Annotated in this window: 15 protein-coding genes, 1 tRNA gene and 1 pseudogene; 8 read left to right on the top strand and 9 right to left on the bottom strand. The window is 63.0% G+C overall.

What is annotated here, in order from left to right; all coding sequences use genetic code 11:
* Nucleotides 1–70 precede the first annotated feature (70 nt).
* The 3 genes from PEP31012_RS11030 to PEP31012_RS11020 all read left to right on the top strand — a co-directional run bounded on the left by PEP31012_RS11030 (nucleotide 71) and on the right by PEP31012_RS11020 (nucleotide 2,274).
* Nucleotides 71–820 carry a GntR family transcriptional regulator gene (locus tag PEP31012_RS11030; protein WP_150589668.1) on the top strand — a complete coding sequence of 250 codons (750 nt, stop codon included), beginning with the start codon at nucleotides 71–73 and terminating at the stop codon, nucleotides 818–820.
* 186 nt (nucleotides 821–1,006) lie between these two features.
* A complete protein-coding gene (locus PEP31012_RS11025; RefSeq protein WP_150589394.1) occupies nucleotides 1,007–1,738 on the top strand; it encodes an ABC transporter substrate-binding protein in 732 nt (243 codons plus the stop codon).
* A gap of 323 nt (nucleotides 1,739–2,061) precedes the next feature.
* The gene (locus PEP31012_RS11020; RefSeq protein WP_150589393.1) at nucleotides 2,062–2,274 is read left to right on the top strand and encodes a cold-shock protein; all 213 of its coding nucleotides are present in this window, start codon (nucleotides 2,062–2,064) and stop codon (nucleotides 2,272–2,274) included.
* A 1,020-nt stretch (nucleotides 2,275–3,294) separates the two neighbouring features.
* Here PEP31012_RS11020 and PEP31012_RS11015 read toward each other — a convergent pair.
* Together PEP31012_RS11015 and PEP31012_RS11010 are read right to left on the bottom strand one after the other, a co-directional pair.
* The gene (locus PEP31012_RS11015) at nucleotides 3,295–3,537 is read right to left on the bottom strand and encodes a hypothetical protein (protein ID WP_150589392.1); all 243 of its coding nucleotides are present in this window, start codon (nucleotides 3,535–3,537) and stop codon (nucleotides 3,295–3,297) included.
* 518 nt (nucleotides 3,538–4,055) lie between these two features.
* Nucleotides 4,056–4,292 (bottom strand): hypothetical protein, encoded by a 237-nt coding sequence (locus PEP31012_RS11010; protein ID WP_150589391.1) that lies wholly within the window; start codon nucleotides 4,290–4,292, stop codon nucleotides 4,056–4,058.
* A gap of 445 nt (nucleotides 4,293–4,737) precedes the next feature.
* Between PEP31012_RS11010 and PEP31012_RS24210 the strand changes: the two are divergent.
* Nucleotides 4,738–5,367: pseudogene (locus PEP31012_RS24210) on the top strand (site-specific integrase); the annotation flags it as partial.
* Nucleotides 5,368–5,533: 166 nt separating this feature from the next.
* Here PEP31012_RS24210 and PEP31012_RS11000 read toward each other — a convergent pair.
* The 7 genes from PEP31012_RS11000 to fdnG all read right to left on the bottom strand — a co-directional run bounded on the left by PEP31012_RS11000 (nucleotide 5,534) and on the right by fdnG (nucleotide 14,831).
* A tRNA-Sec gene (locus PEP31012_RS11000) sits at nucleotides 5,534–5,629 on the bottom strand.
* An 86-nt stretch (nucleotides 5,630–5,715) separates the two neighbouring features.
* A complete protein-coding gene (selB, locus tag PEP31012_RS10995) occupies nucleotides 5,716–7,626 on the bottom strand; it encodes a selenocysteine-specific translation elongation factor (RefSeq protein WP_150589390.1) in 1,911 nt (636 codons plus the stop codon).
* The gene (gene selA / locus PEP31012_RS10990) at nucleotides 7,623–9,053 is read right to left on the bottom strand and encodes an L-seryl-tRNA(Sec) selenium transferase (RefSeq protein WP_150589389.1); all 1,431 of its coding nucleotides are present in this window, start codon (nucleotides 9,051–9,053) and stop codon (nucleotides 7,623–7,625) included. The genes selB and selA overlap by 4 nt, the downstream gene beginning before the upstream one ends.
* A gap of 19 nt (nucleotides 9,054–9,072) precedes the next feature.
* Nucleotides 9,073–10,101: a formate dehydrogenase accessory protein FdhE gene (gene fdhE, locus PEP31012_RS10985; RefSeq protein ID WP_150589667.1), complete on the bottom strand. Its 1,029-nt coding sequence runs from the start codon at nucleotides 10,099–10,101 to the stop codon at nucleotides 9,073–9,075.
* A gap of 51 nt (nucleotides 10,102–10,152) precedes the next feature.
* Nucleotides 10,153–10,800: a formate dehydrogenase subunit gamma gene (locus tag PEP31012_RS10980; protein WP_150589388.1), complete on the bottom strand. Its 648-nt coding sequence runs from the start codon at nucleotides 10,798–10,800 to the stop codon at nucleotides 10,153–10,155.
* A 2-nt stretch (nucleotides 10,801–10,802) separates the two neighbouring features.
* On the bottom strand, nucleotides 10,803–11,753 hold the full coding sequence (fdxH, locus tag PEP31012_RS10975) for a formate dehydrogenase subunit beta (RefSeq protein ID WP_150589387.1): 951 nt from the start codon (nucleotides 11,751–11,753) through the stop codon (nucleotides 10,803–10,805).
* Between the two features lie 9 nt (nucleotides 11,754–11,762).
* Complete coding sequence (gene fdnG / locus PEP31012_RS10970) at nucleotides 11,763–14,831, bottom strand: formate dehydrogenase-N subunit alpha (RefSeq protein WP_150589386.1); 3,069 nt, start codon at nucleotides 14,829–14,831, stop codon at nucleotides 11,763–11,765.
* Nucleotides 14,832–15,037: 206 nt separating this feature from the next.
* On the opposite strand from fdnG, the gene PEP31012_RS10965 reads away from it, so the two are divergent.
* From PEP31012_RS10965 to PEP31012_RS10950, 4 genes are read left to right on the top strand one after another with little or no spacing between them, the layout of a single operon-like run.
* Nucleotides 15,038–15,682: a paraquat-inducible protein A gene (locus PEP31012_RS10965; protein WP_246171245.1), complete on the top strand. Its 645-nt coding sequence runs from the start codon at nucleotides 15,038–15,040 to the stop codon at nucleotides 15,680–15,682.
* Nucleotides 15,679–16,323, top strand: coding sequence for a paraquat-inducible protein A (locus tag PEP31012_RS10960; protein ID WP_150589385.1), 645 nt, complete (start codon nucleotides 15,679–15,681; stop codon nucleotides 16,321–16,323). Before PEP31012_RS10965 ends, PEP31012_RS10960 begins: the two co-directional genes overlap by 4 nt.
* Nucleotides 16,316–17,980 carry a PqiB family protein gene (locus PEP31012_RS10955; protein WP_150589384.1) on the top strand — a complete coding sequence of 555 codons (1,665 nt, stop codon included), beginning with the start codon at nucleotides 16,316–16,318 and terminating at the stop codon, nucleotides 17,978–17,980. Before PEP31012_RS10960 ends, PEP31012_RS10955 begins: the two co-directional genes overlap by 8 nt.
* Nucleotides 17,977–18,660, top strand: coding sequence for a PqiC family protein (locus PEP31012_RS10950; protein WP_150589383.1), 684 nt, complete (start codon nucleotides 17,977–17,979; stop codon nucleotides 18,658–18,660). The genes PEP31012_RS10955 and PEP31012_RS10950 overlap by 4 nt, the downstream gene beginning before the upstream one ends.
* The last annotated feature ends 52 nt before the right edge of the window (nucleotides 18,661–18,712 follow it).

Genomic DNA, 18,712 nt, shown 5'->3' with positions numbered 1-18,712 from the left:
TTACAATATCTGTAAATAATTGATTTTATTGAAATCACTTCTAGGGATTTCCCTACGTGGTAGGATATTTATGACCCTGATAAACACGCCTGCGACTGTGACCCTCCCCCTCCAGAAGTCCCTCAAGCTCCGCACGTTAGGTATGGCGGCCGAGATTACGACGCGTTTGCGCGTCATGATCGAAGAAGGCGAACTGCCGCCGGGCGAGCGTATCGACGAGAAGGCGCTTTGCGAAATGTTCGACGTCTCGAAGACGCCGCTGCGCGAAGCGCTCAAAACGCTGGTGTCCGAGGGCCTGGTGCTGCACCGGCAATACATCGGCTACCGGGTCGCGCCGCTCGATCTCGACGAGCTTCGCGCCACGTTCGAAATCCTCCACGGCCTGGAACGCATGGCGGGCGAGTTGGCATCACAGCGATTGACCGACAGCGCGCTGGCCGCGATCGAGAAGAAGCACGAGCAGATGCTCGATGCGCACGGCAAGGGGCTTCGAACGGAGTACTTCCGGATCAACCAGCAGATCCACCAGATGATTGTGGACGGCGCGGGCAACCCGGTGCTCTCCTCGCTCTATGCGACGTTGATGAGCAAGGTGCACCGCGCGCGCGGTGCTGCGAACGCGGATCTTTCCCGTTGGCAGGAATCGCACGAAGAGCACGACCGGATCATGGCGGCCCTTCGCGAACCCGGACGGCCGCAATTGGGCGAGGTGCTCAAGGCGCACTCCGAGAACACGGGGACCGAAGTGCTGAGCGTCGTCGCCGAGGCCATTCGCCTCGGCGAGCCCCACCGTCGCGGGCACGAGATCGGGGCAAGCTGATACCTCGTGCCACTTGCTCCAGCCGCGCGTGACACTGGTGAGAAGGCGCGTCGGGATGGCCTGAGCGTTGGCGCGAGCCAATCTTACGGCCAGTACCATTTAGCCGAACGCCCACCTGCGCCACACCATCGACGCCATCGGCAAGATTGCCGGTATTCTCGAACCCTAAACTTCCCGATCCTCGCCATGACGCTTGATTCGACCCTCCTTGCCGCGCTTGCGCCGACTGGCGTGCTGCGCGCCTGCATCAACCTTGGCAATCCGATTCTGGCGGGGCTTGATGCCCAGTCCAAGCCGGTCGGCATTTCGGTCGATCTGGCGGGTGCCTTGGCGAAGCGGTTGGGCGTTGAACTTTCGCTTGTCGTGGTCGATGCCGCCGGCAAATCGGTGGAGACGGTAACGAACGAGCAGGCCGACGTGGGCTTTTTCGCCATCGATCCGCGCCGCGCGGCGACGATTGGTTTCACGGTGCCGTACTTGCTCATCGAAGGCTATTACCTGGTGCGCGACGCGTCGCCGGTGACGACCAACGCCGAGGTCGATCAGGCGGGCACGCGCGTTGTCGTCGGCAAAGGCAGCGCGTATGACCTGTTCCTGACGCGCGAACTCAAGCACGCGGAAATCGTGCGCGCGCCCACGTCGCCGACGGTGGTCAAGACGTTCATCGACACGGGCTGCGAGGTAGCCGCCGGCGTGAAGCAGCAGCTCGAACACGACGTGGCGGCACTGACCGGCTACCGGTTGCTCGACGAGCGCTTCATGGTCATTCGGCAAGCGATGGGCGTGCCGATCACGCGCGGCGAGGCGGCTGCGGCATATCTGAAGACATTCGTGGAAGACATGAAACGCGAGGGTTTCGTAGCCGACGCCATGCAACGACATAGTGTGACAGGGGTCAGCGTCGCGCCAGCGGCGTAGTGGCGGCGTAGTGGCGGAAAGCAGCCGGAGTCGAACCGACCTGGGAGCGGCTGACGCCCCCAGCCGGGTTTGAAGTCCGACAACTCACACTTCAGCGGAGCACGGAAGGGCAAAGAAAATCACTTACATAAGAATGTTTGCTCAGTCGATGAAACGCGCGTATAAGTTGTACATCGAACATCAAGTACGACTTTTACCGATCAAGCGTCGATCTTACCGATCTTTGCGAGACACTTCCGATCTCTGAATTTCTTGTTTGTCCGCCACTAGCGTCCAGTCATGCATTTTGCGATGACAGCACGCCGGGAAAACCAGGAGTTCACATGAGCACCGGAATTGTGAAATGGTTCAACGACAGCAAAGGCTTCGGCTTCATCAGGCCGGATGGTGGTAGTCAAGACTTGTTCGCGCATTTCTCCGAAATTCAGCCCCAAGGGGGCGGCGAATTTCGCACTCTCAAAGAAAACCAGCACGTCTCCTTCGACGTGACGCGTGGGCAAAAAGGAATGCAGGCGTCGAATATCAAGCCCGCGTAGCCCCTACCGTATCCCCTTCAACATATCGCCGCACCTTTGCTCGCGGTGATACGCAGCTGCCCGCCGTCTCGGAGGACGTATGTCCCACACTATCCCGTCCTACAGAGGCTTCCGACTGGAAACGCTGGTGTTTCACAATCCGGACGTTGCCCCCGAGGGTCGGAAGCACGAGAGACTGCTCGCGGTTTCGGTACGAATCAGTCCTGCCGCACCTGACGAAGCCGCATCATCGGACTCAAAGGTATTTCGGCTTGAAAGGGTCCTATTCGATTCGATCGGCGACGCTCGCCGCGCTGGCGACGAGTTTGCGCGCTCGTTGGTAGATGGCATTCTCGATAGAGGCGCATCTGAGGTGTGAAGAGATGATCATATCGCCGAACTGGTTCCTGTATTCCGGGTATGAGCCTGCGGACACAGTGAAATTTCTTTCCGTTGCGTCCATTGCCTACGCACTCGGACTGAGCCACAAGACCATGGCTACAACACTAGCCCAGCATGGCCGAATTGGCAGGTGGATATTCCATCGCGCCGCTGGTAACCGAAAGCCGCCCAACTGAGCGTCTTAATAGAAGCCAGCGCTAAGGGCCCCAAGAAAATTCTTACAGGAGCAAAACATGCTCACCCTTTCAGCACATGCAATCACGGCTGCCCTACAACGCATAGCAGAAAAAAGTCCCAAACAGCCATCGGAAGCGGTTATCAATGCGCTACTCGCACGCGAGTTGATACACCTCGTCGGCAAGCACTTCGAGCCGACGCAATTTGGCCGCGCATATTTCAGACACGCGTACACGATCCGGCCGGCGTGGTAGTTGGACAGCGTAGTGGTCTAATCTCCCCGGACACCAATTTAGGCGAGAATACTCGCCCTGAAGAGGTGTCTGATGAGTGCGATCGATTCGAACGCCGCCCACATCGACGGATGTTCGCTACGCGGCTCGCGAACCACCTTCTCCTTAAACTTTACTTCGAAGTTCCTCACGGAATCTCCAAGGTCGTGTCCAACTCTCGGGGGTCAGTTCAAATCCGGTGCGGTTCAACAAGCCGATGATCGATCGCCATCTGGATCTCTTCGACAAGCGCCGCCTGGATCTCGTCCAGTTCCTCGACCTTCGCAAGCTTCAGCTTGCGGGCGCCGAACGGTTCGATGAGCTCGACGCCATCAAGCGGCGTCACCTCGATCGTGATGTCCCAGAGCGTTACGCGCTCGCCGATTTCGATGTCGACGTTGCAACCGCGATACACGAAGTTGATAGACCACATGGGTTGAGCGGCAGACAAAGTTGCCTGAGGGGTCACCTTATTGAGAAAGTCACATTCCGTGTTTTCAGAGAATCGGAAATTGACGGGTTCGTCAAAAACTCATATCTCGTTACGTCGATACAAGCGCCCAGCCAATATGTGGATCCTGCCGGCCGGACTCGAGCTCCCAATGTTGCCCGCAAACTCTGCAACGGTAGAAAATCAAATCGCCGACTGCCTGTGCGAAGTGCTTCCTACGCGCCGTGCCCGTCTGCACCAGATCATCGTGCGCAGTTCCGTCGGGCATTGTGCCAGCAAGATGCTCGCATGCGACACACCTTCCCATTTGCGCCTCCCTGCGAATGCGCCGTCGTAACGTACGACTATTCGATTCTGGCAAAAAGAAGCCCACCAAATTGAGAGGGCTTGAATCCGGTTCGCCGGGGGCAATTGGCTATCGGTCAGCACAGGGTACGCCCAAACACTCGGTTCAGGCCTAAGGAATACCCGCGCAATCCCACTGCAAGCGCGTCAACCGCTCATTCTGGGGCGCCGAGTATCACGTCTATCGCCGCTTGGCCGGAGATTTCCGCCACTAGATACGCCCATCGGCGGGAAAACGGCCCAGTGCGCACCTTTATCAGCTTGCCTAGAGCCATGACGCCAGCTGGCTTGATCGGGCCGTCCACACGAAACCACACGTCGAACATGTCCTTGGTGGTCTGAATTAGCTCGACGTGTATCTCGAAGCCACGGTACTCAATCGTTCTTTGCATGGGCACCTCCACCGCCAATATGAACAATGCACGCAAAAAGCGCATTACATCGCTCGACCTAATGAAGTTACTCCTCAAATATCGCCGCCCAGAAATCGATTCTGAAGAATTTGCACGGGTCACGACCGAAGGAACGTCTCGCGGGGAAGAGCCACCGAAGAAAAAATAGCAACCGAGATTGACCGCAATGGGGTAACGCGATGGGACGCAAGCCGAGTAGAAACAGAAACTTACCGCCCAAAATGCGGGCTCGACATCGGGGATCGAAAACGTACGACTTCTACGATATTGGAGGCAAGCCCAGGAAAGCGATGCCCTTGGGAACCGATTTCGTCCTCGCGGTCAGGGCCAGAAAGACAATCTCGACCAAATCGCGTTGCTTTACGAGTTCTTCGGAGAGGATGCCCCGCTTGACGAAATTGAGCCTGTCCATGTCAAGCAATACATGTACTGGCGACACAAGCGGTCCGTCGCCTGGTACCGATCGCGGAAAGAGGTCGCGCCCACAGATACGGGATACGTTCGGGCAAACAGAGATATTGAGGCCCTAAGCCACGCATTCACTTACGCTCGCGAAGCCGGACTGACAAAAGCCGCGAACCCATGCATGGGCGTGAAGATGAATCGCGAGACTGGCCGCGACATCTACGTTGAAGACGACGTATTCGCGGCGGTCTACGAAGTCGCTGACACCGCAACGAGAGACGCCATGGATCCGATGTATCTGACGGGGCAGCGGCCGCAAGACGCACTCAAATTCGACGAGCGACATCCGAGCGCCGCCGGTGATCTCAAGTTTCAACAGGGGAAAACGAAAATAAAGCTACGCATAGCAGTCGTCGGAGAACTTGCCCGTGTCATCGAGGGTATTCATCGAAGAAAGCGTACCTACATGGTTGTCAGCACTGCCCTCATCGTAGATGAGCGGGGTCGATCCATGACGCTCGACACCCTGCAGCGGCGCTTTCGACATGCCCGACGCGCGGCAAGAGTGGCTGACGACGCATTTCAGATGCGAAGTTTGCGAGCGAAGGCCGGCACCGACAAGACGGACACAACTGGCGACATCCGCCAAGCGCAGAAACAACTCGAACACACGTCAGTTACGATGACAGAGCACTATGTGCGCAATCGCCGTGGCACCAAAGTGAAGCCAACGAAATGTATTTCGCGGAACAAGTCAAAGTTTGCGGAAAAAAGCTTGGCAAAATTCAGGGTAACCAAAATCCGCCAAAGCCTTGTGGCGGAAGGCAGCAGGAGTCGAACCTACCTGGGAGCGGCTGACGCCCCCAACCGGGTTTGAAGCCCGGCCGCATCACCGGATACGGATGCCTTCCTTCGGATAACGTAGTGTGACTGACTAGATCGTCATGCAGGCGCTCTGGCATCGCTTGAATCACCTGAGTTCGGTATCCCGACTACCCTACGCGGTGCCCCATTCCGCCCCGGGGCGCCGCACATGCCAATCGCCAACGCGGCGAGTATATCCCGCACGATCGAAGAACTCCAGAATCTGGATCGCACGCTTGCGCCCCAGGCCCGTCGCGTCGCGAAACGCGCCGGCTTCCACCTTGGCCCCCGCGTCGGCGATCATACCGGCAAGCGTCTGGACACACGCGTCGTCGTAGAACAGATCCTTCACGATCTGATGCACCCGCCCCTGTCTCGCCAGCTTGCGCAACACCACGCGCACCCGCTCTTCCGGCACATTCAGCGTACGCCCCATATCCCGCACCCACGGCGGATCGAAACGCCCCTGCTCCACCAGCGGCAGCAACGCGTCAGCCAACACCGTCTCCTCATCCGTCATTTCCACACGGTGCGTCGGCAGATGCCACCACGCGCCGGTACGCGCCAGCGCTCCGTCGCGCAACATGGCTTGCACGACGACGCGCCAACGCCACGCGTCCAGCGACGGCCATGTCATGCGGCCCAGCCGCGCGGCATCGAGTCCCGGCTCGTCCGGCAGGCGCACGTGATAGTCGCGCAGCACGTCGAGCACGCGCGTGCGCACGGCCTCCCACGCCTGCGGGGCAAACCCGAGCGATTCGCCCTCTGCCCCCGCCAGCACCTCCGCACTCGCCGGCCACTGCCACTGGCCCGCCGGCAACCCCGTGAGCGCCACGACTTGCGCACTCGTCAAGCCAAACGCGGACTGCGCGAGCACCGCGTCCAGTCCGTCGCCGTCGAGCGCGCGCGCCACGGCGTCGAGCCACGCCAATCGCGTCGCCGAACGACGTTTGCGTGCCGGTGCCGCCGGGTCGAGTACCCGCCCGCCGCCAACCGTTGCCGTCGCCTGCGGATTGCGCACGATGAAACGGTCGCCCGGCATCGTGCACACCGGCGTCTCGAAGACCCATTGCACGCGCATCGTCCCACCGGGGGCCAGCGTGTCCCCTTCCAGCAGTACCGTGCGCGCCTGCCCATGCGTCGTGCCCAAATGCACATGCAGCGGAAACCATTGCGTGAGTGGCGCACTGCCTTCCAGCCAGTGCAGTTCCACATCCACATGTGTCGACGGCCCCGGCAATCCCGCCGCCGCGATCCAGTTGCCCCGCCGAAGCTGGTCGCGCTCAACCCCCACCAGATTCAGCGCACAACGCTCCCCGGCGCGTCCGGCGTCCACCGGCCGGTTCTGCGCATGCACGCTGCGCACCCGCACCGGCAATCCCTGCGGCATCACCATGAGGTGATCCCCCACGTGCACCGTGCCTGCGAACGCCGTACCGGTCACGACCGTACCATGGCCCGCCAGCGTGAAGACACGATCGACGGCGAGACGAAACAACGCGTCGTCGCGACGCGTCGCATTGCCGGACGTGTGCAATGCCTGCGCCGCATGCGTGAGCTGCTCCCGCAGCGCCGCCACGCCCGGGTCGCCCGGCGTCGTCGCGGACACCGGCATGATGTCCACCTGGGTGAACGGCGTGTTCGCGAGCCATTGCGAAATCGCCTGGGTCACAGCGGCCAGCCGCGCCGCATCGACGCGATCCGCTTTCGACAGCGCGACCACGCCCCGCCGCACACCCAGCATCGACAGAATGGCGAGATGCTCGCGCGTCTGCGGCATGATGCCGTCGTCCGCCGCAATCACGAGCAGCGCGAAATCAATGCCGACGGCACCGGCCGCCATCGTGTGAATCAGTTTTTCATGGCCGGGAACATCGATGAATCCCAACACCTCGCCATCCGGCAACGGGGTGTAGGCGTAACCCAATTCGATGGAAATGCCGCGCGCCTTTTCTTCTTTCAGACGATCGGTGTCGACCCCCGTTAACGCGCGAACGAGACTCGTCTTGCCATGGTCGATGTGACCCGCGGTGCCCACGATCATGCGCGCAGCTCCGAGAATTGCAGCGCCAGACGCGCTTCGTCAGCCGCTTCGAGACATCGCAGATCGAGCCATAACGTCTGATCGGCAATTCGGCCGATCACCGGATACGGCAGTGCGCGCAACGCGGTTTCGAGTGCCGCCAGCGCACGTCCGCTGCCGCGTTTGCCGCCACCGGCCGGCGCGATCGCCAGGCCATAACTCGGGAGCTGCTCGACCGGTAGCGCGCCGCTGCCGATCTGGCTCACCATCGGCGCGGCGCTCACGGTATAGGCTTCGCCCAGCGACTGCGCGAGCGCCGGCGCCAGACGCTGCGCCTGCACCATCATGTCGGCGCGTGCTCGCGTGAGCAAGCGCAATGTGGTGAGCCGCTCGGCCAGGTGATCGGGATCGCGATACAGACGTAGCACCGGCTCCAGGGCTGCGAGCGTGAGCTTGCCCACGCGCAGCGCACGCTTGAGCGGATGTTTTTTGATCTTTGCGATGAGGTCCTTGCGCCCAACGATCATCCCCGCTTGCGGACCGCCCAGCAGCTTGTCACCGGAGAACGTCACGAGGTCGGCCCCGGCGGCAATCGTCTCCTGCACGGTGGTCTCGTGCGGCAGCCCCCATCGCTCCAGTGGCGTCAGCGTGCCGCTACCGAGATCGACCGCCACCGGCACGCCGTGCGGCTTGGCAATCTGCACGACCTCCGCGACGTCGACACTCTTGGTAAAGCCCGTGACCGCGTAATTGCTGCAATGAACCTTCATCAGCAATGCCGTCTTCTCGCCGATGGCATTGCGATAGTCGGCCGCATGCGTACGGTTGGTCGTGCCCACTTCGACGAGCCTGGCGCCCGCGTGCGTCATGATGTCGGGAATGCGAAACGCGCCGCCGATCTCCACCAGCTCACCGCGCGAGACCACGACGTCGCGACGCTTGGCCAGCGTCGCCAGCATCAGCAGCACCGCCGCCGCGTTGTTGTTGACCACCGTTGCCGCTTCGCCGCCCGTCAATTCGCACAGCAAGGGCGCGACGAGGTCGTCGCGGTCGCCGCGCCCGCCCGTCGCCAGATCGAATTCGAGGTTGGCCGGCGCGCTCAGCGCTTGCATCACCGCTTCCACGGCAACCTCGGGCAGCAACGCCCGCCCCAGGTTCGTGTGCAGCACCGTGCCGGTGAGATTGAAGACCGGACGCAACGTCGCGCAATTGCGCTCGGTCAGCGCGCACGTCACGCGCGCCCCGAAGGCGGCCGGGGCCAGCGTGTCGTGTGTGAGCGTGCCTGCAAGGGCGGCGGCGCGGCACGCGTCGAGATCATGGCGCAACGCGTCGGTGACCTGCGTGCGGCCGAATTCGGCCAACGCCGCCTGGAAGTCGGGCATCCCCAGCAGCCGGTCGAGCGACGGGAGATCCGCCGCACCCGCAAACCCAAGATCGTGCTCGGCCATCCGCCCCCCCCGCATTCCCTTAAGCCGTTTCGGCGTTCTGCCAGAGCAACGGATTGCCGTTGGCGCGCGCGTACCCCGCCTCGCCCATCAAGACGTCGAGGGCGAGGCTCGCAAGATCGTCGGCCACCGGTTCCACGAACGGATCCTTGTCCTGATAGAAGATCTTTCGATAGCTATGGCAGTCGTCGCACGACTCCGCCCGGATCGGAGAGGACGCCACGCGTTTGGCCGCGTCGTCGAGCGCCGGACGCCCGTCGGCGCCCCTGGCGACCCCCCCCTCGGCATGGGCTGCCCGCAGGTCCGCGCCCGAGGTCGCCGCGTCGCCGGTCTTGTCGAGCACGTGATACGCGACATGCTGGCTCGCTTCGCAATGCGTGCACTTCACGCGAACCATGTGCCATTCGGTCGAGCACAGCCCACACGCGAGATACCGGTAGCCCTCGTGCGCCCCGCCGATGCGAACAACGCTCGCCACCGGCAGCGTGCCGCACATGGGACAGACATTGGGGACGTCGAGCATCGGCACTTCGCCCGCTTCGAATGTGCTCGCCACGCCTGTCCAGAGCACTTGCAGCGCCGCCATCAGGAACGGTGCGCTCGCCGCATCGACCCCCTTGCCATGCCCGGCGAGCAACGCCTGCGCCGCCGCATCCAGCGAGGCAGGACTGGCGACGCGAACGCGCTCGAACACCGCGCGCACCGGCGCGGGCAGTTCCGGCTGTGCCGACATGGCATCGAGCAAGCGCATGAGCAACGGCTGCCACCGGCCGGCGTCGTATCCCCCGCTCGCGGGCACGAGCGGCATGCAGTGCAGTTGGGCCTGCTCGATCGACTCGGCTGACGGACGCTCGGCCTGAAAGGTATCGAGCACACGCTGCTGCGCGTCGACGAGCGAGGCCATGAGCCGCAGGTAGTCGCCGAGTGGGTGGCCGTCGGCCAATTGACGCAGACGTGCCGCACGCGCCGAGAAGACTTCGGCGCGTTGCGGCATGCGTAGACGGGGAATGGCAGTGCGATCGAGCGATTCGATCTGTCCGGGTTCAAGGATGCGTTGCAAGGTAGCCGGCCTCGTAAGAGCGTCCGGCCACCGGGGCCGGACTCATTTGTTGAGCTGCTTGTACCAGGCGCGATGGTGCTTCCACGCCCAGCCGCGGGTGACGGTGCCGCGCGTCATCGCGCGTACGGAACCCTTGATCCAGATCGCGGCATAGATGTGCGTTATGATGCCGCAAATCAACACGAATGCACACACCGCGTGCACATCGGAAGCCAGGCGTATCACCCCGATCGGGAAGTAAAGCGCGAAGTAGGCGCGCCAGATCACGATGCCCGAGAGCAACAGCCCGATCATGCACAACACCATCACGTAGAAAAGCAGCTTCTGTCCGGCGTTGTAGCGCCCGACTTCCGGTAGCTTCTCTTCGCGATTGCCCAGCACGTCGCCGATCTTCTTCATCCACTCGGCGTCGCGCGACTCGAACCTGTTGTCGCGCGCCAGCCGCAGTGCGAGGCACACGAAGGTGACGAACATCACCACCCCGACAAAGGGATGCAAAATCCGCGTCCACGATCCGCCCCCGAACAGCGTGGCCAGCCAGAACATCGACGGATGGAACAGCGCCAGCCCGGACAACGCAAGCAGGATGAACGTGCCCGCGACAATCCAGTGGTTGATGCGCTGCCCGGCGGTGTAGCGCTCGATCAGATCGTCCTTGCCCGCCTGACGATCACTGCGTTCGTTCGACATGGTCAGACCTCCTCGTGCGTGGCGGCACCCTGCTGGCCATCGGAACCGGGCCCCTTGCGGGACGCATCGTACCGGCGGGCCTGCGCTTCATCGTCCTCGGTCGTTTCGTTCGGACCGGTCTTGATGTAGTGGAAGAAGCCGGCCAGTGCCGTCAGTGCCATGGCGGCGACGCCCAGCGGCTTGGCGATCCCCTTCCAGAACGTCACCATCGGACTGATGCGCGGATCGTCCGGCAGACCGTGATACAGCGACGGCTTGTCGGCATGATGCAGCACATACATCACGTGCGTGCCGCCCACTCCCGCCGGATCGTACAGCCCGGCGTTCTCGAAACCGCGCGACTTCAGGTCTTCGATACGCTCGGCCGCCTGGTCCTTCATGTCGTCCTTGGTGCCGAACAGGATCGCACCGGTCGGACACGTCTTCACGCACGCCGGCTCCAGCCCCACCGATACGCGGTCTGAACACAAGGTGCACTTGTAGGCCTTGTGATCCTTCTGGGAAATGCGCGGGATGTTGAACGGGCACCCCGTGATGCAGTACCCGCAGCCGATGCACGCCTCTTCATGGAAGTCGACGATGCCGTTGGCGTATTGCACGATGGCGCCCGGCGACGGGCACGCCTTCAGGCAGCCCGGGTCCTCGCAATGCATGCAGCCGTCCTTGCGGATCAGCCATTCCAGGTCGCCCTTCGGGTTCTCGTACTCGGTGAAGCGCATGAGCGTCCATGACTCCGCCGTCAGGTCTGCCGGGTTGTCGTACACGCCGACGTTCGTGCCGACCTCGTCGCGCAGATCGTTCCACTCCATGCACGCCGTCTGGCAGGCCTTGCAGCCGATGCATTTCGACGTATCGATCAGCTTGGCGACGTCCCCCGTATGCGACTCGCGCACCGAGGGCGACGGCAGCGTGGTGGCCGAGCGCCGTTTGATATCCAGTGATTGCAATGCCATGGCGCCCCCTTATGCCTTCTCGACTTTCACCAGGAACGACTTGAACTCGGGCGTCTGCGAATTGCCATCGCCCACGATCGGCGTCAGCGTATTCGCGAGGAACCCGGGTTTGGTCAGCCCCTTGAAGCCCCAGTGAATCGGAATGCCCACGTGGTGAATCGTCTTGCCGTCCACCTTGAGCGCACGAATGCGCTTGGTCACGACCGCCCGGGCCTTGATGAAGCCGCGGTTGGACGAGACCTTAACCGTGTCGCCCGCCACCACACCGATCTCCTTCGCGAGCGCTTCGCCGATCTCGACGAATTGCTCGGGCTGGATGATCGAATTGAGCAGCGCGTGCTTGGTCCAGTAGTGGAAGTGCTCGGTCAGACGATACGTCGTCGCCACATAGGGGAATTTGTCGGCCGTGCCCATCACGGCCAGGTCGTCCGGGAACACGCGGGCGCCCGGGTTGCTCGTGGCCTTCGGTTGCTTCGGATGCAACGGGTTATAGCCCAGCGGCGTCTCGAACGGCTCGTAATGCTCAGGGAACGGCCCCTCGGCCATGGCCCCCTTCGCGAAGAAGCGCGCCACGCCCTCGGGGAGCATGATGAACGGATTCATGCCGCTGGCCGGATCCTCGTCGATCTTGAAGTCCGGCACGTCCGCCCCGGTCCACACCTTGCCGTTCCACCACACCAGCTTGTGCTTCGGATTGAACGGCTTGCCCGCAAGGTCGGACGAGGCGCGGTTGTATAGAATCCGACGGTTTGCCGGCCACGACCACGCCCAGTTCAGCGTCTGCCCGATGCCGGTCGGATCGCTGTTGTCGCGTCGTGCCATCTGGTTCCCCGCCTGCGTCCACGCGCCGGCGAAGATCCAGCAGCCCGACAGCGTACTGCCGTCGTCCTTTAGTTCGGCGAATCCCGCCAGTTGCTCGCCAGCCTTGCGGGTGACCTTGCTCGGATCCTTCGGGTCGACGATGTCCTTGAGCGCACGGCCGTTGTACTCCTTGGCGAGTTCTTCGGGCGACGGGCTCTCCGGCTGGGCGTACGGCCACGACAGGTTGACGATCGGATCGGGAAATTTGCCGCCCTGCGTCTTGTACATCTCGCGCAGGCGCAGGAACAGTCCCGTCATGATCTCGATGTCCGTGCGCGCTTCGCCCGGCGGCTCGGCCCCCTTCCAGTGCCATTGCAGCCAGCGCCCCGAATTGACCAGCGCGCCGTCTTCCTCGGCGAAGCAAGTCGTCGGCAGGCGGAACACTTCCGTCTGGATCTTGCTGGAATCGACGTTGTTGTGCTCGCCGAAATTTTTCCAGAACTCTGACGTTTCCGTCGCCAGCGGATCCATGACGACGAGGAACTTGAGCTTGGCGAGCGCCTGATCCCACTTGAACTTGCCCGGTGCCGCCGCGAGCGGATTGAACCCCTGCGCCAGGTAGCCGCTCATCTTGCCCTGGTTCATCAGCTCGAGCACCTGCAGCAGGTCGTAAGGCTTGTCGAGCTTGGGCAGATAGTCGTAGGCCCAGTGGTTCTCGGCCGTGGCCGCGTCACCCCACCACGCCTTCATCAGGCTCACATAGAACTTCGGATAGTTCTGCCAGTAGCTGAGCTGGTTCGGACGCAGCGGCTTTTGCGTGCGCGCCGTCAGGTACTGTTCGGCGGTCTGCTCAGCCTGCTTGGGCAACGTCATGTAGCCCGGCAGCAAGTCGGTCATCAACCCGAGATCGGTCAGCCCCTGGATGTTCGAGTGACCGCGCAGCGCGTTCATGCCGCCACCGGCCACGCCGATATCGCCCAGCAGCAGTTGCACCATCGCGCCGGTGCGGATCATCTGCGAGCCGATCGAATGCTGCGTCCAGCCCAGCGCGTACATGATGGTCATCGTGCGCGTCGGGGTGGAACACTCGGCGATCAACTGGTAGACCTGCTGGATCTTGTCGGCCGGCGTGCCGCACACGCGCTCGACCATCTCGAGCGTGTAACGCGAGTAATGCTGCTTCATCAACTGGAACACCGTGCGCGGGTGTTGCAGCGTCGGATCCGTCATGACGTACCCGTCCGCGCCCTTCTGGTAGTCCCAGGTACTGCGGTCGTAAGTGCGCTTCTCGGCGTTGTAACCGGAATAAATACCGTCCTCGAACGCGAATTCGTCTTTCACGAGGAACGTGAAGTCGGTGTAGTTCTTGACGTACTCGTGCTGGATCTTGTCGTTCGTGAGCAGGTAATGAATCAGCCCGCCGAGGAAGACGATATCCGTGCCGGAGCGGATCGGGGCATAGACATCCGCGACCGAGGCCGAACGGTTGAAGCGCGGGTCGACCACGATCAGGCGCGCGTTGTTGTGCGCCTTCGCCTCGGTCACCCATTTGAAACCGCACGGGTGCGCCTCGGCGGCATTGCCGCCCATGATGAGGACCAGATCCGCGTTCTTGATGTCGACCCAATGGTTCGTCATCGCACCACGGCCAAACGTCGGGGCAAGACCTGCCACCGTCGGGCCGTGTCAGACACGTGCCTGGTTGTCGAATCCCAGCATCCCGGTACTGCGGATGACTTTGTGCGTGATATAGCCGACTTCGTTGCTCGACGCCGACGCCGCCAACATGCCCGTCGTGACCCAGCGGTTGACCGTCAGACCGTCGTCCGTCTTCTCGACGAAGTTGGCATCGCGGTCGTCCTTCATCAGCTTGGCGATGCGATCGAGCGCGTCGTCCCACGAGATTCGCTCCCACTTGTCCGACCCCGGCTTGCGGTATTCGGGATGCGTGAGGCGGTTCGGGCTGTGGATGAAGTCGATGAGGCTTGCCCCCTTCGGACACAACGTGCCGCGATTGACCGGATGGTCGGGGTCGCCTTCAATGTGGAAAATACTCTTCCGCGCGTTTTTCGCCCCGTCGCCATAGCTATACATCAGCAGGCCACAGGCCACGGAACAGTACGGACAGGTGTTGCGGGTTTCCGTCGCTCGCGCCAGCTTGAACTGGCGGACTTCCGCCAGTGCCGCATCGGGCGCGAACCCGAGCATTGCCAGGCTGGACCCGGCCAACGTCGCGCCACTCACTTTCAGGAACTGGCGCCTCGACATATTCAGCATGGGGGAAATCTCCTCAAATTTTCGAAAACTTTGCGGGAGTCCGTTGAGTATAGAGCAAAGAATCACGCTTTTCCGTGACTTAGCACAAACCATGCCGAATGCTGCACCGCAGCGCACAATGCTGGAACTTCCTCAACATTTTGGTATTCTGAGCGTCACTTTGGTCACCGTCCCCGGGAATGAACCCTTTGCCCCCTGAAGATGACGTGACGACCCTGATGGCATGCCCCAACTGCGACACGCTGCACCGTCGCACGGACGTGCCCCCGCGCGTGGCGGCCCGCTGCGTGCGCTGTCACTCGGTGCTTTACCGCGCCCCCGACCTGCGCCTGTCGCGCGTGCTGGCGCTCACCCTGACTTGCCTGATCGTGTTCGCCATCGCGAACGCATTTCCCATCGTCGAGATCGAGGTGCAGGGCATCTACACGCGCACCACGCTCATCGGCGCCGCCTGGGCCCTGTACCGCGAAGGCATGTGGCTTGTCGCCTTGCTGGTGTTTACGACCACCGTGCTCTCGCCGCTCTCGCAATTGCTCGCGCTGGTCCATCTGATCGGCCCGCTCTCGGTCGGGCGACGGCCGTACGCCGTCTTTCACGTGATGCGCGCCATCGAGTTCTGCCGCCCCTGGGGCATGATCGAAGTGTTCATGCTGGGCGTGCTGGTGTCTGTGGTCAAACTCTCGTCCATGGCCAGCGTGTTGCCCGGCATCGCGTTATGGGCCTTCGGTGCGCTCACGGTGTTGCTGGCGATGGTGTTGTCTTACGACCTGCGCAATCTCTGGCTCGTGATCGACCACACACCGGATGCGGACGCGCCCGACGCCTCGCCGTCGCGCACGGTGCCGCGATGAAATACCTCACCGCCAAAGACGCCGGACTGGTCGCGTGCACGGCGTGCGGACGGCTCTCGCGCCACGTCAGCACGCTCGAGACGTCGCGTTGCCCGCGTTGCGGGGCGGCCCTGCATCAACGCAAGATCGACAGTCTGGCGCGCACCTGGGCCTTGCTGATCGCCGCCGCGATCCTGTACATTCCCGCCAACGTCCTGCCGATGATGCAGACGCGCTCGCTGCTCGGCAATTCCAGCGACACGATCATGAGCGGCGTGATCTATTTCTGGATCAACGGTGAATACGACCTGGCCATCGTCGTCTTCACGGCCAGCATTCTCGTGCCGATGCTCAAGCTCATTGCGCTGTCGCTGCTGTGCCTGACCGCGCAGCGCGGCGCGCGCTGGAATCCGCATCAACGCACCAGGCTTTACCACATGATCGAGTTCATCGGCCGCTGGTCGATGCTCGATGTCTTCGTCGTCGCGCTGATGGTCGCGCTCGTGAACATTCAGTCGCTGGCCGTGATCCAGGCCGGTCCCGGCATCGTGGCGTTCGGCGCGGTGGTCGTGCTCACGATGCTTGCCTCGATGCAGTTCGACCCTCGGTTGATCTGGGATCAGATCCGCGACGACGATACCGAACAGGACGATCATGACTGACCCGAAAGATCCGCAAGCCCCCAACGCCGCGCCGCCGCCCGGCGCCGGCGAGCTGCCCACGCCGGTCATCGAGCCGCGCAAACGCTGGGCGCCGTCGCTCGTCTGGCTCATTCCGCTGGTGGCTGCCGTGATCGGCCTGTCGCTCGTCGCCAAGGCGATCATCGAGCGGGGCCCCAGCGTCGTCATCGACTTCAAGACGGCCGAAGGCCTCGAAGCCGGGAAGACGAAGGTCAAGTACAAGGAAGTCGATATCGGCACCGTCAAGAACATCGAGCTGTCCGACGACCTGTCGCACGTGCGCGTGAGCGTCGACCTCACGCAGAATGCCAAGCGGTTCGCGGTCAAGGATTCGCGTTGGTGGGTGGTGCGACCGCGCGTGGCCGGCGGCAGCGTCTCGGGTCTGTCCACGCTGCTCTCGGGCGCTTATATCGGCGCCGACGCCGGCAAGTCGAAGGAATCGTCGGAGCATTTCGTGGGCCTCGAAGTGCCGCCGGTCGTCTCCAGCGGCCAGCCGGGCAAGCCCTTCGTGCTGCATGCGGCGGACATCGGCTCGCTCGACATCGGCTCACCGATCTATTACCGGCGTATCCAGGTCGGTCAGGTCGAAGCCTACTCGCTCGATCCGGATGGCAAGGGCGTCACGCTGCGCGTGTTCGTTCAGGCCCCCTATGACCAGTATGTCGGCTCCAACACGCGCTTCTGGCATGCGAGCGGCATCGACCTGCGGCTCGATTCGAGCGGCTTTCAGGTCAATACACAATCGCTGGCGTCGGTGGTCATCGGCGGCATCGCGTTCCAGGCGCCGAACGAATCCGGGGCGGGCGTGATGGCCAAAGCGGGCCAGGAATTCCGCCTGGCGCCTGACGAAACCACCGCCATGAAGGCCCCCGACACCCACCCGATGACGGTCGTGTTCCGCTTCCAGCAGTCGCTGCGGGGCCTGGCGGTGGGCGCACCGGTGGATTTCCGCGGTATCACGCTGGGTGAGGTCACGTCGATCGGCGTGGAATTCGATCAGGCAACCAAGCAGATCAACATGCCGGTGACGGTCGAAGTCTATCCGGATCGTCTGCGCCGCCGCGACCCGAAGAACAACCTGCCACCGGACGAACTCGCCAGTCGCCAGATTCTGAATTCGCTCGTCGCGCGCGGCCTGCGCGGTCAGTTGCGCACCGGCAACCTGCTGACGGGCCAGTTGTACGTCGCACTCGACTTCTTCCCGAACGCCAAGCCCGCCCACGCCGTGGAAGTCGACAACGTGGTTGTCATGCCGACCGTGCCCAATACGCTCGACCAGTTGCAGGTCCAGATTGCCGACATCGCGAGCAAGCTCGACAAGATTCCGTTCGACAGCATTGGTCAGAATCTCGATGCGTCGCTGCGCAAGCTCGACAAGACGCTCGACAGCGCGCAGGGCCTGTTCCGCCAGCTCGACGGCGAGATCGCGCCCGAAGCGAAAGCCACGCTGAGCGAAGCGAAGAAGAGCTTCGGTGCCGCCGAGCGCACCCTCTCCGAAGACGCCCCGGTGCAACAGGACGTTCGTCAGGCCATGCAGGAACTGACGAAGACCCTGCGCTCGCTGGGCACGCTGGCTGATTATCTGCAGCAGCACCCCGAGGCGCTGCTGCGCGGCAAACCCAAGGATCCGCAACCATGACGATGCCGCCCCCGATGCCCCGTAGCCAGCGCCGCCGCGCGACGCCGATGGCCGGCGCCGTGCTGGCCGCCCTCACCCTGACGCTCGCGGGGTGCGCGTCGCCGCCGTCGCGGTTCTACACACTGACCGACGACACGGGAACGTCCGCGGGCAGCGCCGCCACGAGTGACGCCAACGTACCGGCGGCGCGCTATGCGGTTGAAGTCGCGCCGGTCGCCGTGCCTGAGCAGGTCGACCGGCCGCAGATCGTCGTCACGCGCGGCGGTGGTCGCGTCGACATTCTGGAGGAATCGCGCTGGGCCGCGCCGCTCAAGACCGAGCTGACGTCGACGATCTCGCGCAAGCTCACGCAGCATCTCGGCGCGATGGACGTGTACGGCCTGCCCCGCGCCGACGGCCTGACCGTGTACCGCGTCTCGACGTCGGTGCAGCGCTTCGAGTCCGTGCCGGGCGCGCAGGCCGCATTGGCCGCCGTGTGGAGCGTTCGCCGCGTGCCGGGCGATGTCGTGCTCACTTGCCGCTTCTCCGGCACCGCCCCCGCCTCGGCGGATGCGGGCGGCACGGGGGGCATCGATGGCATTGTCGCGGCGCAGCGCCAGCTCGTCGGCCGCCTGGCGCTGAGCATCGGCAACGCCATTGCCACCAGTGCGCAGGGCACCGCACCGCACTGCGAGCACTGAACACTGCCGCAGCCAGCGCCTGGAAACGATTCCGGCCGACAAGGCGTTTGCC

Source organism: Pandoraea eparura (assembly GCF_902459725.1).
GTDB classification, from domain to species: domain Bacteria; phylum Pseudomonadota; class Gammaproteobacteria; order Burkholderiales; family Burkholderiaceae; genus Pandoraea; species Pandoraea eparura.
The sequence above is the reverse complement of the archived record's forward strand: the minus strand, read 5'-3'. Positions and strand labels throughout refer to the sequence as shown.